Source organism: Ponticaulis koreensis DSM 19734, assembly GCF_000420665.1.
Lineage (GTDB): Bacteria > Pseudomonadota > Alphaproteobacteria > Caulobacterales > Hyphomonadaceae > Ponticaulis > Ponticaulis koreensis.
In genome coordinates this window covers 1624519-1639589 of record NZ_ATVJ01000001.1, presented here as the reverse complement: position 1 = coordinate 1639589, position 15071 = coordinate 1624519, and the positions used below count along the sequence as shown (strand labels likewise).

General features: G+C 55.7%; 14 protein-coding genes and 1 tRNA gene. 11 read left to right on the top strand and 4 right to left on the bottom strand.

The annotated features are described in order from the left end of the window. Position 1: 1 nt before the first annotated feature. The gene (locus G523_RS0108445; protein ID WP_022694611.1) at positions 2-1399 is read right to left on the bottom strand and encodes an alkaline phosphatase PhoX; all 1398 of its coding nucleotides are present in this window, start codon (positions 1397-1399) and stop codon (positions 2-4) included. A gap of 138 nt (positions 1400-1537) precedes the next feature. Here G523_RS0108445 and G523_RS0108440 point away from each other — a divergent pair, with 138 nt between their 5' ends. The 5 genes from G523_RS0108440 (at position 1538) to G523_RS0108420 (ending at position 9505) form a co-directional block, all read left to right on the top strand. Beyond that, the gene (locus G523_RS0108440) at positions 1538-2815 is read left to right on the top strand and encodes an O-acetylhomoserine aminocarboxypropyltransferase/cysteine synthase family protein (RefSeq protein WP_022694610.1); all 1278 of its coding nucleotides are present in this window, start codon (positions 1538-1540) and stop codon (positions 2813-2815) included. 2 nt (positions 2816-2817) lie between these two features. Further along, positions 2818-3228, top strand: coding sequence for an ACT domain-containing protein (locus G523_RS0108435; RefSeq protein ID WP_022694609.1), 411 nt, complete (start codon positions 2818-2820; stop codon positions 3226-3228). 348 nt (positions 3229-3576) lie between these two features. Beyond that, positions 3577-6222, top strand: coding sequence for a helix-turn-helix transcriptional regulator (locus G523_RS0108430; protein ID WP_022694608.1), 2646 nt, complete (start codon positions 3577-3579; stop codon positions 6220-6222). A 259-nt stretch (positions 6223-6481) separates the two neighbouring features. After that, the gene (locus tag G523_RS18620) at positions 6482-8458 is read left to right on the top strand and encodes a transglycosylase domain-containing protein (protein ID WP_022694607.1); all 1977 of its coding nucleotides are present in this window, start codon (positions 6482-6484) and stop codon (positions 8456-8458) included. A 36-nt stretch (positions 8459-8494) separates the two neighbouring features. Next, positions 8495-9505 carry a M28 family peptidase gene (locus G523_RS0108420; RefSeq protein ID WP_022694606.1) on the top strand — a complete coding sequence of 337 codons (1011 nt, stop codon included), beginning with the start codon at positions 8495-8497 and terminating at the stop codon, positions 9503-9505. Here the strand turns inward: G523_RS0108420 and G523_RS0108415 are convergent. After that, positions 9502-10476, bottom strand: coding sequence for a zinc-binding metallopeptidase family protein (locus G523_RS0108415; RefSeq protein WP_022694605.1), 975 nt, complete (start codon positions 10474-10476; stop codon positions 9502-9504). The genes G523_RS0108420 and G523_RS0108415 overlap by 4 nt on opposite strands. Positions 10477-10670: 194 nt before the next feature. On the opposite strand from G523_RS0108415, the gene G523_RS0108410 reads away from it, so the two are divergent. Next, positions 10671-11891 carry an NADP-dependent isocitrate dehydrogenase gene (locus G523_RS0108410; RefSeq protein WP_022694604.1) on the top strand — a complete coding sequence of 407 codons (1221 nt, stop codon included), beginning with the start codon at positions 10671-10673 and terminating at the stop codon, positions 11889-11891. Between the two features lie 70 nt (positions 11892-11961). On the opposite strand, the gene G523_RS20910 is transcribed toward G523_RS0108410, so the two are convergent. Together G523_RS20910 and G523_RS0108400 are read right to left on the bottom strand one after the other, a co-directional pair. Continuing rightward, the gene (locus G523_RS20910; protein WP_022694603.1) at positions 11962-12129 is read right to left on the bottom strand and encodes a hypothetical protein; all 168 of its coding nucleotides are present in this window, start codon (positions 12127-12129) and stop codon (positions 11962-11964) included. A gap of 1 nt (position 12130) precedes the next feature. Next, positions 12131-12526 (bottom strand): hypothetical protein, encoded by a 396-nt coding sequence (locus G523_RS0108400; RefSeq protein WP_155802622.1) that lies wholly within the window; start codon positions 12524-12526, stop codon positions 12131-12133. A gap of 253 nt (positions 12527-12779) precedes the next feature. Here G523_RS0108400 and G523_RS0108395 point away from each other — a divergent pair, with 253 nt between their 5' ends. The 5 genes from G523_RS0108395 to G523_RS0108375 all read left to right on the top strand — a co-directional run bounded on the left by G523_RS0108395 (position 12780) and on the right by G523_RS0108375 (position 14782). Continuing rightward, on the top strand, positions 12780-13217 hold the full coding sequence (locus G523_RS0108395; protein WP_022694601.1) for a hypothetical protein: 438 nt from the start codon (positions 12780-12782) through the stop codon (positions 13215-13217). Beyond that, complete coding sequence (locus G523_RS0108390; RefSeq protein ID WP_022694600.1) at positions 13214-13639, top strand: hypothetical protein; 426 nt, start codon at positions 13214-13216, stop codon at positions 13637-13639. The genes G523_RS0108395 and G523_RS0108390 overlap by 4 nt, the downstream gene beginning before the upstream one ends. Continuing rightward, entirely contained in the window at positions 13636-14085 is a 450-nt protein-coding gene (locus tag G523_RS0108385; RefSeq protein ID WP_022694599.1) for a hypothetical protein, read from the top strand. Before G523_RS0108390 ends, G523_RS0108385 begins: the two co-directional genes overlap by 4 nt. Then, positions 14086-14604 carry a hypothetical protein gene (locus tag G523_RS0108380; RefSeq protein WP_022694598.1) on the top strand — a complete coding sequence of 173 codons (519 nt, stop codon included), beginning with the start codon at positions 14086-14088 and terminating at the stop codon, positions 14602-14604. 101 nt (positions 14605-14705) lie between these two features. Beyond that, positions 14706-14782: transfer RNA gene (locus G523_RS0108375), tRNA-Pro, on the top strand. Positions 14783-15071 lie beyond the last annotated feature (289 nt).

Sequence of the window (15071 nt, the reverse complement as noted above, 5' to 3'; positions counted from 1 at the left end):
CTCAGGCCCGCACCAGACGCGCCCATGGCCCCGTAATCGCAAAGGTCACATGCGGGCCCTGCGCGTTCACGAACAAGGTTTCGCCATCGGGTGAGAAGCAGGCACCTGCGAACTCTCCCTTGTCAGCATGCGCATTACGGCAGATCGAATAGACGCGTCCGTCCGGCGTTACGCCCCGTACAAAATTGTCTTCAGGGCTGTCTTCGCAAACGACCAGATCACCCCAGGGTGCGCTGACAATGTTGTCACACATATCCATCACGCCTGCCGACTGGCTTTCATAGTGCAGAACCAACTGGCCCGGAGCTTCCGCCTCCTGCGCCGTACCTTCGAACTGGCCTGGAATATACTTCCAGATCTGTCCGTACCGATTGTATCCGCCTGACGTGCAGGCAAAGAAGATTGAATCGCCTGTGCGTTCGACGGCGAAACACATGCCCTCACCACGTGCGAAATAGGCAGCCCCGGCTGCGTGTCCACGCTGAGCGATATCGTTGTTCGGGTTCAGAACGTCATCTATGTCCAGCCATTCCACATCCCAGCTGTTTCCTACCGGAAAAGCATTCGCATCCCGCCAGTTTCGCGTATCAGCTTGCGGCTGCCCTTTAATGGCGAGCACTTGTAATCGCCCACCACGCGCCAGTTCACCCGGCACATTCGGAATGAAACGATAGATGAGGGATTCGCCTTCATCCTCGGTCTGATAGACGATACCCGTGCGCGGGTCCGTCGCGGTTGCTTCGTGATTGAACCGCCCCATAGCCGTCAGGGCGACGGGCGTCGCCAGCCCCTCTTCTCTGGCCGGAACTTCGAAAACAAATCCGTGATCCTTGCTGGCATTGCGGCCTGCGGTTTCCAGCGTTTCTTCACATGTGAGCCAGCTGCCCCATGGCGTCATGCCGCCTGAACAATTGCGCACGGTTCCGGACAGCGAAAGATGGGAGCGCTCTACCTCGCCCGTGCGAAGATTGTAGAGCAGTGTCGTCGTACCGCCCGGCAGGGGCATTCCATCTCGGCCTATGTCATAGCTCGCCGCCATGATATCCTCGCCAACGGTCTCTCGACCGGCAAAGGGGCCGACATGAGCTTCATCAGGATCGAGCTCGTGATTACGCACGAGAAAGCACCGGTCAGGATCATCCTCCACCGCAAAACAGGCCATGCCATCATGCGACGCGGGCACGCGAAGCCCGTCAGACATGACCTCGCCTGCAGGGGAGAAAACCCGGTAGCTAAATCCCGGTGGCAGATCGAGTACGCCGTTCGGATCAGCTACAAGTCCGGTATCAGGCGCATCGACCTCACGCGCGGATGTACACCCCGCCAGCAAAGGGAAAGCAGAGCTCGCAACGCCCAGCGACATGGCATTACGGAAAAACTGACGACGGGTTGCGCGCATGATCTCGCTCCGGAAAACTAAAACGTCTTCGCGCTGGATAACGGCGCAATGTGACGTCCTTGCGACGCTCGCATTTCATTGCATACGCACGCTGTCTCGCGTACATCGCTCACGGGAACTATAATGAGGGAGCGCGAGATGAGCGATAAACCACACGGCTTTGACACACGGCAAATCCACGCAGGCACCATGCCAGATCCGGCAACGGGCGCGCGTCAGGTACCTATCTACCAAACGACGGCTTACCAGTTCCGAGACGCCGACCACGCAGCCGCGCTCTTTAACCTGCAGGAAGTCGGTTACATCTATTCGCGCCTGACGAACCCGACAGTTGGCGCGCTTCAGGCGCGCGTCGCAGAACTTGAAGGCGGTGCTGGCGCTGTCTGCTGTTCTTCAGGTCACGCGGCACAGATCATGTCGCTGTTTCCGCTCATGATGCCGGGCTGCAACATCGTCGCGTCGACCCGTCTTTATGGCGGTACGCTCACCCAGTTCACACAGACGTTCAAACGCTTTGGCTGGTCTGCAACGCTTGTCGACTTTGACGATCTCGATGCAGTTCGCGACGCAATTGACGGCAACACACGCGCCATTTTCTGTGAGACGATTGCCAATCCGGGCGGCTACATTACTGACCTGCCGGAAATCGCGAAGATTGCAGACAATGCCGGCATCCCGCTCATCGTCGACAACACCACAGCTACGCCATATCTCTGCAACCCGATTGAACATGGCGCAACGCTGGTGGTTCACTCGCTGACAAAATACATGACGGGCAATGGCACAGTCACAGGCGGCGCCGTCGTCGATAGCGGTAAGTTTGACTGGTCCGCTTCGGATAAATTCCCGAGCCTTTCACAGCCGGAACCGGCTTATCACGGCCTGAACTTCCACGAAGTGTTCGGGCCTGCCGCCTTCACCTTCCACGGTATTGCGATTGGTCTTCGTGACCTCGGCATGACAATGAACCCGCAAGGCGCGCATTACACGCTCATGGGTATTGAGACGCTGTCGCTTCGTATGCAGAAGCACGTTGCAAACGCCCAGAAGGTCGCTGAATGGCTGGAAGTAGATCCGCGCATTGCAGAGGTCACCTATCCAGGCCTCAAATCCTCGCCATACCATGACCGGATCGCCAAAGTCGTTCCGAAAGGTCCGGGCGCGCTCTTTACGATCCGCCTCAAGGGTGGCTATGAGGCCTGCACGAAAACGGTTTCCGAAATGAAGCTATTCAGCCATGTGGCAAACCTTGGCGACGCACGTTCGCTGGTCATTCACCCGGCGTCTACAACACACCGCCAGCTTTCCGAAGCTGAGCAGATCAAGGCTGGCGCTGCGCCAGATATTCTCCGCCTGTCTATCGGCATTGAAGATGCCGACGACATTATCGCAGACCTCAATCAGGCACTGGTATAAACATGACGAAACCTGTCAGCGCGCTCGAAGACATGCTGTCCGAAATGACCCCTGTTCTGCAGAAGGGCACTTACATTTTCTGCACCACAGATGATGAGGACAAATATTCGGCCTGCGCTGACAAGGCGATCGCCATTTTTGCTGAACCAGAAGGCGCATCTCTGATCCTTCCGGTCATGGCAGCCGGCCTGATGGGCTTTGATACGTCCGCACCAATGCGCTGCATCTCTCTGATGGTGAACTCGTCTCTGACTGGTGTTGGTCTTACGGCAGCTGTCGCCACGGCGCTCGCCGATGAGGATATTGCATGCAATGTGGTGGCGGCGTTCCACCATGATCACATCTTCATTCCGGAGCCTGATGCGGAGCGTGCCCTATCAGTTCTGGAAGAGCTTTCAGGCTCAGCCGAATAAAAAAACGAGCGGGCGGGACTCGCGTCCCACCCACTCGGTCGGGGGTAGTTTGGGCGATTGACCGTGAAGGGGTCGGCGTGCAGCTTGGGCAAACAGCACCCCCAAACCTGCCTTCACGGTACATGTCTACGCGTGCGTCCCCGTGCAGCGATGACAATGCGGAAAACTATGATCGTTCCTGCAGCATCAGTGTTAGCTGCAAACATTACGTATTACCTCGGAGTTTTTGCCTAATTTTAGGGGTAAGGATACCTATTTTTCGTAGACTCGGCTGCAAATCTCAGTTGAAATATCAACAACTGGACCGCAATCCATCTCTCAGACGATTGCAATGGGGGCAACAAACGAGTGCTAGTCGAACGCGAAGAAGAGCTGCAAACGCTGCTGAAAGCCATTGAGACCGCGCGCGCGGGACATGGCCAGATTGCCCTGATTTCCGGCGAGGCGGGCATTGGCAAGTCCACATTGCTTTCCGCGTTTCGTGTATCGACGCTTTCAAGCTATCCGGAACTGCGCTGGTGCTCGGGTAATTGCGAAGCGCTATTCACCCCTCGAACTTTAGGTCCCGTTCACGATATGGGAGAAGCGCTGGGTGACGATGTCATCAAAGCGCTTCACGCAGATACAAGCCAGACAGGCTTGTATGCAGCCATTCTCCACGCACTGGAAACTCACGAAGCCAGCGTGCTCATTTTCGAGGATCTGCACTGGGCCGACTATGCCACGCTCGATCTGCTGAAATTTCTGTCCCGCCGCATCGGCACACTTCCGGTGATGCTTATTCTGACCTTCCGTGATGACGAAGTCGGTCTGGAACATCCTCTCACCCAGCTTCTGGGCGATCTGCCGGGACATTGCACACGCCGCCTTCCACTTCAAACATTGTCCGCTAACGCCGTTTGCAAGCTGGCTGAAAGCCGCGGCCATAGCGGCAAGCAACTCTTCACGATCACAAACGGAAACCCGTTTTACGTGACTGAAATGCTCGCATCCAACACGCCATCCGGCTTTGTGCCCGCATCAGTGAAGGACGCCGTTGCCCTCAGGCTCGCGCAACTCGCGCCGCAGGATCGTGAGCTTCTGGAGCGGATCAGCGTTTTGCCACGCGCGCCGTCCCACCACTTTCTGGAGGCGTTGCTTGGAGAAGCGCAATTAGACCTCGTCTCGAACTGCGTGAATTCAGGCTTCCTTGTCGAAGATGGCCTGACAGTACGTTTTCGCCATGAGCTGACGCGCCTTGCAACGTTTGACCGTATCTCTCCGGCCAAACGCCGCGCCTATCATGCCGAATGCCTGAAAACGCTGATGACGCGCGGTGACCGCATTCCGCTCGATCAGATTGTACACCACGCCGCAGGGGCTCTCGATAGCGAAAAGGTCCTCGAATTCGCACCAAAGGCGGCGCGCGCAGCCGCAGCTGCAGGCTCTCACCATGAGGCGGCAGCACATTATGCGACGGCCCTGAAATACGTAAACGAAGCCGAGCCGGAGCTTGCCGCAGAGCTATATGAAAGCTGGGCATATGAATCCGCCCTCGCCGACCATTTCGAGGATGAGGTTCTGGATGCACGCCGCCATGCCATCACGCTCTGGCGCGCCATAAACCGCCCCGACAAGGTTGGCCACAACCTTCAGCAGCTCTCCCGCCTGCACTGGTATCGCGCCGAAAGCGGCGAAGCGACGCGCTATGCCGATCAGGCCATTCGTGTGCTTGAGGCCATTCCCGCATCATCCGAACGCGCCATGGCGTATTCGGTGCGCTCCCAGCTTCACATGCTGAATGACAAGATGGATGAAGCCGTACAATGGGCAGAGACTGCGCTCTCCATCGAAGCCGAAAACCCTGACATGGAAGTGCGCATGCACGCGCTTAATAATCTGGGCACCGCCAAGGTTTTCAGAAACAATCCGGGCGGTCTGCAACACCTGAAGGAAAGCCTCGCGCTGGCGCTTACGCACGGCCATCATGAACACGCGGCACGTGCCTATAACAATATGGGCGAATACGCCGTCGAGTTTCGAAACTTCGACCTTGCAGAGCGCATTCTTCAGGAAGGTCTTGCCTTCGATACAGAACACGATCTCGATGCATGGACGCGCTATCTGTCTGGTCGTCTTGCCCAGCTCAGGCTCGACCAGGGCCGTCTCAATGATGCGATCACCATTGCCGAAGGAATCGTGTCACTGAAAGAGCACAGCCTGCTCTCCTGCCTGCCTGCGCAGCAGGTGCTTGCAACGGCTCGCATGCGGCGCGGTGATGCCGATGCCGAAACGCTGTTGAAGAAAGCGCTGGCAGACGCGATTGCGACAGATGAATTGCAGCATATTGTTCCGGCGCGCCTCGCCCTGATCGAATGGGCATGTATGAGCGAATTTCCCGATCAGGCTGCCGAGCACATGTCGCGCCTGTTAGAGCTTTCCAGTGATGACCGCCATCCGTGGAATATCGGCATGCGATCGGTCTGGGCAAACCGTCTGGGCCTGACGCCACCCGAGGACCGGATCAATGACCTGCCAGACCCCTTCATTCTGGAGCTTAATGGCGACTATCTCGCTGCTGCTGAAAGATGGGAAGCGCTCGGCCTGCCGTTTGAAACCGCATTCAATCTGATGCGCGCCCGACAGCAGGATAGTTTCCAGAAGGCGATAGAGCTTCTGGAAGCCATGAAGGCTCAGCCTGCACTCAAAAAGCTGCACAAAATGGCTGATCAGGCCGGCGTGAAGCTGGAAACCGCCTCTCAAAAACGCGGCCCGTATAAAGCCGCGCGCAGCCACCCTCTGGGCCTGACGGCGAAAGAGCAATCGGTTCTGAAGCTGATCTGCGAAGGGCTCGCCAACAAGGACATTGCCGACAAGCTCAGCCGGTCCCAGCGCACCATTGAGCACCACGTTTCATCGGTTCTCGGAAAGCTCGGCGCGCAAAACCGGATGGCAGCCATTCTGCGCGTTCAAAGCGAACCCTGGCTGATTGAAGAACAAGACGGCAAACAGTAACCGCGTCAGTCCTTACGTGAACTATGTTTCATGCACGGTTCACCGGCCATGTCGTTATCCTGCCACAAAATGTGAGTTAGCTTCGGCACCGTTTCGCGCCTCACGCGTAAGGTATTGAAGTTTTATCCCGCTGGCGGACAGATTAACGTTGAACGAGACAAGAAATCTTAAAGCCCTGCTTTTAAGCTGGCCCAAAAGAGCATGGTCCTGGTTTAACTGGGCACCAAACAGGACAGCTGCAGGGGCTGGTGGGACACAGATGACGACGACGTACCGCGCCGACATTGAAAGCGCACGCAAGACGCGCCTGCGCCGTCGTCGTGCGACGTTCTTTGCGTTCGTGCTGGCAACGTTGATCGCCCTCGCCATCTCAGGCTTCATGCTCTGGCGTTATTTGTTCAATGATCTTCCGGTTCTGCCTTCGAATAACGAGCTCTGGGCTGTCAATCGCGAGCTGTCGATCGACCTTGTCGACACGGATGGAAATCGCCTCCTCCAGCGTGGACCGCTTTACGGTCAGGCCGTCGATCCGGACGCCCTGCCGGAGTTTGTCGTTCAGGCCTTTATCGCTGCCGAGGACCGTCGTTTCTATGATCATGGCGGCGCAGACATCATGGCGATTTTCCGAGCAGGGTTTGCCAACTGGCGCGCCGGCTACACTGTGCAGGGCGGCTCTACACTGACCCAGCAGGTGATCAAGAACCTCGTCCTCACACCCGAGCAGACACTTCGACGTAAAGCTCAGGAAGTCCGCCTTGCCATGCAGCTTGAAGCACGCATGAGCAAAAGTGAGATCCTCTCGCTTTATTTGAACCGGATATATCTCGGTAATCGCGCCTATGGCATTGATGCGGCTGCAGACGTCTATTTCGGGAAGGATGTGCAGGACCTCACGCTTGCCGAGGCAACCTTCCTTGCCGCGTTGCCAAAGGCGCCGTCGCGTATGATCGCCGACCCGGGCCTTGAGGATGCGCGCGAACGCCAGCGATACATTCTCAGCCAGATGGTCAATGAGGGCTTTATCACGCTGGAAGATGCCCAGCAGGCCGCGGACACGCCGATTTCGTTTGTAGAAGAGCAAGGCGACAATCCACTGCTGGAACATGTTGCTGACTATGTACGCGACGAGCTGGAACAGCTGCTCCCGGAAGTCCCGCGCGATGCCGTCGTCACCATCACGCTTGATGTCGCCACGCAGCAGGCTGCTTATGATGCGCTTCAGGACACGATTGAAACCGAGGGCAATGCACGCGGCGCCCGTAACGGTTCGGCGATTGTCATGGGCACAGACGGACGCATTCTGGCGATGGTTGGCGGCATGGATTACCGCGAGAGCCAGTTCAACCGAGCAACCCAAGCCATGCGCCAGCCCGGTTCCAGCTTCAAACCATTCGTTTATGCGGCGGCCATGGAAGCAGGATTACGCCCTTATTCTGTGCGTGTGGACGAGCGCCGGGAGATTGCACCAAACTGGTCGCCTCGAAACTATACCGGCCAGTATTATGGCCCGATACGTCTGCGTGACGCGTTGGCCAATTCCGTGAATACCATTGCCGCGCAGATTACGATGGAGATCGGCCCGGAACGCGTGGTCGAAATGGCTCATCGCCTGGGCCTTGGTACAGATTTACAGGCTTATCCGTCGATTGCGCTTGGCTCTGATGAAACAACGCTGTTCGACCTTGTTCGCGCCTATGGCGCCTTTGCGCGCGGCGGCGAGCGCCTCGACCCGTATCTGATCGAGCGGGTGGAAAATACACGCGGCGAAGTCATCTATGAACGCACCGCCTACCCGCCTGCCCGCGTTCTGCAGCAAAGCGTCGTTGAAGACATGAACGAAATGCTTGGCCTAGTTGTCACTGAAGGCTCAGGTGGCCGTGCACGTATTGAAGGCTGGAATGTCGCTGGCAAAACCGGCACCTCCCAGAACTGGCGCGATGCATGGTTTATCGGCTTCACCAATGACGTCGTTGCAGGCGTCTGGCTCGGAAATGACGAGAACGAGCCTATGGAGCGCGTGACAGGCGGCTCGCTTCCAGCACAAGCCTGGGGCGCGATGATGACCGACATTCTGGAAAACTATGAGCCCTCGGAGATTCCCGGCGTTGGCCGCAGCGACAACCTGTCCGATGCACAACTCGCGCGAGTGGACTTTTATAGTGAACTGGGCGACGCCTTCCGGGCGGCAGCGCCGACACGTGTCGCTTCTATCAGTTCACAGGGCGGCACCCAGTAGTTCATAACGCCCTAGCGCGCATTCGGGGATTTCTTCATGCTGAGAGCATTCATCATCATTCTGGCTGTTGTTGCAGCGCTAATCAGCATGTCCATGCTCGCCAGCCGCGGCGGGCATGAAAGCTATGACGCCGAGTATTTCAGCCCCGGTCCTGTGATCGGCATTCTGAAAGGCCTTTCGGAGGACGAGCTTGAAGGCCGTGAAATCGGAACGCCGGGCGCTGCCCGTGCACGTGAGATGATCACCGCCCGTATGAGCGCCATGGAAATGCTGAGCATTGGCGCAGGCTATGAGCACCCGTTCAGCGTGCCGATTATTCCTCGCAATCAGGAAGAAGCCGCAGAGGAACGCCCGCCGCTGGAAGGCGTGAACCTCATCGGCGCCGTGCAAGGCAGCGCTGGCTCTGACCGCATTATCGTGGTCACCGCGCACTATGATCATGTGGGCATCCGTGACGGCGAGATTTACAATGGTGCGGACGACAATGCATCTGGCGTTGCAACCGCTCTGGCGCTTGCGCAACACCTTTCACGGTCACGCAATCAGCCAAAGCACACATTCCTGTTCGTGTTTCCTGACGGCGAAGAACACGGCCTGTCCGGCGCGCGCGGCTTTCTTGCTAATCCGCCCCTGCCAGTCGACACTCTGGCGTTCAATCTGAACTTCGACATGCTCGCCCGCGCAGACAATGGCCAGCTCTGGGCTTCTGGCGCGCATCATATGCCTGCCCTTCTGCCGCTTATCGAAGAAGTTGCCGCCGAGGCGCCGATTGATCTGCGCTCCGGTTATGACGGTTCGGACGAAGCACAGGATGACTGGACCACCCAGTCAGACCACGCGGTCTTCTACCGAAATCAGATCCCCCACCTTTATCTCGGCGTCGAAGATCATCCGGATTATCACCAACCGACAGACGATTTTGAAAACATCGATCAGGACACATTCCTGCGAAACGTCGAAACGGCGATCATGGTCGCTAAAGCGCTCGACGATCAGTTGGAGGAGCTTCTCGGCTTGCCGCCACTGGAAGCTCCGGCAGAAAACTAAGCCTTTCGCGCACCTGTCATCAGATGGCGGTGCGCGAAAACCAGCTTCTCTTTCACTTTGGGCGAAATCACGAACGGATAAATGTCCTGCATCCCCATGGATCGCACAATGTGGTTGAGCCCCGTGCCAAACTTGAAAGCCTGATCCAGCAGTTTCTCGCTCTTCGCTTCTTTATATGCATCATAGCCTGAGCGCGGCCGTCTATTATGCCGGAGCTCTGCGGAGGCGCTATCCACAATATCCGTCAGATACATCACGTGGGCGCAGGTTTCAGCCCAATCCTCATGTGGATGCGAACTGGCATACCGCGTGACGAATCGCGACTGAAAATCGGCAGGTGCGCCGTTTTGATAATGCCGGTCCAGGGCGGCTCCGTAGTCCACGCTTTCATCTCCGAACAAAGCCCGAAAGCTGTCGGTGAAGCCTTGCTGTGGCTGCAGGCGCAGAAACAGGAAATGTGCAATCTCGTGCCGGAAATGCGCCGTCATGGTGCGCAGACGCTCATCCAGTTCATCGCGGCGGAATTCTCGCACAACCGGATCGCCTTCTGTCACATTGATCGTAATCAGGCCATTAGCATGGCCCATAGTTACGGGCGTTTCGCCTCTGGAGGTTTGCTCGGCCAGCATCTTGAAGGTCGGCCACGGCCCGTTATCCTTCGCGGTGAACCATGCCCAGCGCATAAGGTTGGACAATACCCACCGTTTGGACTGTTCCGAAACCCGCCAAAGCGAGATGTTGTCACCATGAAACGTGTCGGGAATGGTCTGCGTCATCTGACATGACCTGCAAAAACCGGCATCGCCATCACCTTTCCAGTTGCAGGCTATTGGCTGGCGGTTCTGACAGGGCTGAGCCTCGTTCAGCATTACGTCCCGATCAGGATCATAGAAAAGCGGCGCACCGCAAGTACATGTGAGATTGGAAAAGAAGACGGGTGTCTTACACGTGCCGCAAGTGAAGATTTTCATAGTCTGAAGAAGGCCTCCGAAATCATCACAGCAGACAACTCGCCAGAGATATACAGGTTGCTTAAAAGGGCCGAAAAACTTCAAAAATACGCGAACACGGCTAAAGTCTCGCGCCTCGTTTGTTTCTTTCTTTTGACCTACGCCTCTGACCTGCTATAGCCAGCGCAGATTCTGGCAAATGAAAGAGGCTGCATATGGCTAAGATCAAGGTCGCAAACCCGATCGTCGAAATGGACGGCGATGAGATGACACGCATCATCTGGAAGATGATCAAAGACCGTCTGATCCACCCTTACCTGGACGTTGACCTGAAATACTTCGACCTCGGCATCGAAGCACGTGATGCTACGGATGACCAGATCACTGTCGACGCTGCGAACGCAACGAAAAAGTACGGCGTTGCTGTTAAGTGTGCGACGATTACTCCGGACGAAGCGCGCGTTGAAGAGTTTGGCCTCAAGCGCATGTATCGCTCTCCGAATGGCACAATCCGTAACATTCTCGGCGGTGTTGTTTTCCGTGAACCGATCGTAATCTCTAACGTTCCACGTCTCGTTCCTGGCTGGACGAAGCCTGTCGTAATCGGCCGCCACGCATTTGGCGACCAGTACCGCGCGACGGACATGCTGATCCCGGGCAAAGGCAAGCTCACCATGACCTTCCAACCGGAAGATGGTTCAGAGCCAACAACTCACGAGATCTTCGACTTCCCGTCCTCCGGTATCGCGATGGGCATGTATAACCTTGATGACTCAATCCGCGACTTTGCGCGTGCGAGCTTCAACTATGGCCTTCAGCGCAAATGGCCGGTTTACCTGTCTACAAAGAACACCATCATGAAAAAATATGATGGTCGTTTCAAAGACCTGTTCCAGGAAATTTACGAGAACGAGTTCGAAGAGCAGTTCAAAGAATTCGGTGGCACGTACGAGCACCGCCTCATCGACGACATGGTCGCTGCAGCCATGAAATGGTCTGGTGGCTATGTCTGGGCTTGTAAGAACTATGACGGCGACGTTCAGTCCGACACGGTTGCTCAGGGTTATGGTTCCCTCGGCCTGATGACATCCGTTCTGATGACTCCGGATGGCAAGACTGTCGAAGCTGAAGCGGCTCACGGTACAGTGACACGTCACTACCGTAACCACCAGAAAGGTGAAGCAACGTCTACAAACTCCATCGCGTCTATGTTCGCGTGGACACAAGGCCTCACACACCGTGGTCGTATGGACGGTACGCCAGAAGTTTCAAACTTCGCGAAGCTGCTTGAAGAAACTATCATCAAGACAGTTGAAGCTGGCGACATGACGAAAGACCTCGCGCTTCTCATCGGTCCGGATCAGGGCTGGCTGACAACAGAAGAGTTCATCAACCGCGTTGGTGACAACTTCGAAAAAGCGATGGCTGCTGAGTAAGCGTCTGACGCCTAAGTCAAACGAGAAAGCCCGCCTCACTGGCGGGCTTTTTTTGTGTCACGCATCTTCGTCAGTCTCCGAAATCGAACAAGTCGTGATCCTCGCGTTGCCTGCGATTACGCTTGTCGTGGTCTTCGCGGCGGCGCTCGTCAACGTCTGCCACTTCTACACGGCAACGCTCTTTCCGTTCAGTGAACACATCGATGACTTCCTCGAGAATGTCAGAAATCCAGCTCACATCAGCCTCCTTTAACTTCTGAAGGCGTGTTCGGCTCAGTCACCAGGTCAAAGTGTTGGTCAAACAGGGATCGCAGATTTGCCTCCATATGCTCCCGGTCTGCCGCAGGTCCGGTATAGCGAAAGCTCAGTGCGACCATGTCTTGCTTATCCGGCTCGGTGACGCCGCTATGAGAAGATGCGATTTCGAAAGGCAACCAGCTCGTATAGTCCGAAATGGCATGCGCGAGCCGCTTGAAATCAATCGTGCCAACCAATGTCAATCGAACCGGCTTTTGTTCAGGCGAAACCGAGGGCTTCGGCTTTCGCTCCAGTTTTCCCGTACGCTCAAAAATCGTGTCACGGTCGTCATAAACATATCCGGCTTGCTGCGCATCGCGGGTCATCGAATGTCTCATAGTGCTCTCCCTTAAAGGTCACACTGATGTCGGCATGATCCATTTATAAGTAAAATATCAAAAATAGTGATTTCCGATATGATTTTCAGATGAATGCTTAGCGTCGCCACATTCGTCACAAAGCGAAAAGCTAATTCGGCTCCCCTGAACCGGGGGCGTAATGTTTCAAATTTCTCTCTAACCTCTATACGTGGCTGTTTTCCCAATCCATTCTGCTTACGGGACAAATCAGCGAACGCTTTGGGGGATAAAGTTGGGGCAAGTTCCGGAAACTGCGAAACGCACACAATCGCGCTTTGGGCGCGGTGTGATTGTCATCGCACTCCTTGTCGCCGTTGTCGTTGGTGGCCGCTTCCTGCAGGGTCGTTTTGATCCGGCTGTGGCCGCACGCGCTCCAGATTGCCTGGAACTGTCAGACGAAGGCCTCTCCTATACCAACACCTGCGACGCAGAGATCAATTTTCGCTATTGTTTCACCACCACTCCGGGCACCGGATTGCAGAACTGCGAAACCATTGCTCTGGCACCAGACGAAGCCAGCCACTCCCTGTTCGAGGAATACCGTGCCGCCAGCGCCGATGGAATTCACGAATATGCCTGTGAGGCGCCTTATCTGCCAGTGCGCATTCAGTCTTACACCGACCGCCATGTCGATATAGATGCCTGCCGGCTCGATCAGGATGACCAATGATACGCGAAGGACAGGTGAACCTGATATTCTTTGTAGTGTTCGGCATCGGGTTTCTCACAATGGTTGGGTACATTCTGATGCCCAATACGGTCGGCTGGGCGATTGCACCGCAATCGGTTGCCCGCGTACCTTTATGCATGAGCAGTGATGGTGCGTGGCACTATGAAAACACCTGCCGCTTCGACGTGGAATTCCAATATTGTTTTCAGAACCGCGACGGTGAGGCATATGACTGGCGATGCGAGACGGCCATTCTGTCTGAAGATGAAACCGTCGATGCAAGTATTCTGCACGATAGTCTGACCAATTATGCCGGCTTTTCTATCAATGCCTGCCGCGTGCCTTATGCCCCAGCTCCGGCAGAGAATAATTCATTACCTCCGCTGGAATGCTATAAAACCGAAACGGAAGACGCCTCATGAGCAATGACACCAAGACAGGCAAAACAAAGCTCACCCCCCTACTGGGCGTTCTGGCTTTCGTTGCGATCGCGGCTGCAATCTTTGTCTTCAACGGGTTTCTGGGGGAACAGACAAGGCCACACCGTTATGCGCTGGTGAATGAGTGCATAGGCGAACCCGCGGACGGTCAGTTCTTCATCAACACGTGCGAAACGGACATCAATCTGCGCTATTGTGCCCGTGCTGTTTCCGGTGAGGAAAATGATGTCTGCCGTACTGAACGTCTGGCACCTGGCGTGGGCTCTGAGACCTATTACCCGACACGGCGTGAGATGGGAGAAGACTTCCGCGACCGCGATGTGTGGGCCTGTGAAGCGCCTTACATGCCCGACATGGTCGTGACAAATCACAACAGCGCCCTGTTCCGTGAAGGCTGCCGCCAGCCTGATGGCGATGAGGATCAGTAAGTGGCCGCCCAATCTTCCAGCGAAAACCAGCCAAATAAAAAGGCAGGCCAAGGCTGGCTCTTTCCTGTCGCTGCCGTCCTCGTACTCGGCGTAATCGGATATGTTTCGACCCGACTGACAGAGCCTGAACGCCTCGCGGACGTAAACCACTGCATTGGGCCGCGTGATGGCGATCCGATCTATAAGAACACCTGCGACACGCCCATCAATTTGCAATATTGCTTCTTCTCTGATGCGGGCCCCGAACGGGATATGTGTCGCAATACAGAACTGGCACAGGGCCAAGGACTCGATCAGGCAACCCTCAATAATGATCTTGCAGAACTCGGCGGATTATTTCGCGCCGACTTCTACGCCTGCGAACTACCGTTCGTTCCGGGCCAGTTCGAGCACTGGAATACTCGCCGAATGACAGCCGGTTGCGTAAGCGCTGAAGACCCGTTTGCAGGCCCACATATTTCGCGCCCCGGAGCAGGTCGAACGCCTGCAAATTCGGGCGAAACCCCGGACGATTTATAGCCGCAGTACCAGTTTGGAATGATTGAGTGAAAAAAAGGCTTCAAAATCCGCAGAAGCCCACTTGATTCCTACCGCAAAAGGCGTAAAAAGCGCCGCTCAGTCGGAGTGTAGCGCAGTCTGGTAGCGCATCTGGTTTGGGACCAGAGGGTCGGGAGTTCGAATCTCTCCACTCCGACCATTTCCCCCTTCAAAATAAAAAACAACTCAACTGTAAGACTTACGCTGCACGTAACTTCGACAGTTGAATGCGTTTACATATCAATATTACACCTTTTTAAGCATAAAATTTTTCTGCATTTTCAAATGACTTGCAAACTCTTTGCCGTAATTTGCATTTTAACGCATTTTTCGGTTGCATTATTTGGGATTTTTGTGTTTAAGCACGCTTCGCATCAGGAGCAGTTACCCGTCCCCCCTCGTTACTGCTCCATTGGTGTGCACCCATCAGTCAGGCGTCGCGTAAGTTC

What these genes read in the sequence shown, in the direction of transcription:
- G523_RS0108445 (WP_022694611.1), bottom strand. Translation starts at nt 1,399, where the DNA reads ATGCGCGCAACCCGTCGTCAGTTTTTCCGTAATGCCATGTCGCTGGGC.
- G523_RS0108390 (WP_022694600.1), top strand. Translation starts at nt 13,214, where the DNA reads ATGATACGCGAAGGACAGGTGAACCTGATATTCTTTGTAGTGTTCGGC.
- G523_RS0108415 (WP_022694605.1), bottom strand. Translation starts at nt 10,476, where the DNA reads ATGAAAATCTTCACTTGCGGCACGTGTAAGACACCCGTCTTCTTTTCC.
- G523_RS0108440 (WP_022694610.1), top strand. Translation starts at nt 1,538, where the DNA reads ATGAGCGATAAACCACACGGCTTTGACACACGGCAAATCCACGCAGGC.
- G523_RS0108385 (WP_022694599.1), top strand. Translation starts at nt 13,636, where the DNA reads ATGAGCAATGACACCAAGACAGGCAAAACAAAGCTCACCCCCCTACTG.
- G523_RS0108435 (WP_022694609.1), top strand. Translation starts at nt 2,818, where the DNA reads ATGACGAAACCTGTCAGCGCGCTCGAAGACATGCTGTCCGAAATGACC.
- G523_RS0108400 (WP_155802622.1), bottom strand. Translation starts at nt 12,526, where the DNA reads ATGAGACATTCGATGACCCGCGATGCGCAGCAAGCCGGATATGTTTAT.
- G523_RS0108420 (WP_022694606.1), top strand. Translation starts at nt 8,495, where the DNA reads ATGCTGAGAGCATTCATCATCATTCTGGCTGTTGTTGCAGCGCTAATC.
- G523_RS18620 (WP_022694607.1), top strand. Translation starts at nt 6,482, where the DNA reads ATGACGACGACGTACCGCGCCGACATTGAAAGCGCACGCAAGACGCGC.
- G523_RS0108410 (WP_022694604.1), top strand. Translation starts at nt 10,671, where the DNA reads ATGGCTAAGATCAAGGTCGCAAACCCGATCGTCGAAATGGACGGCGAT.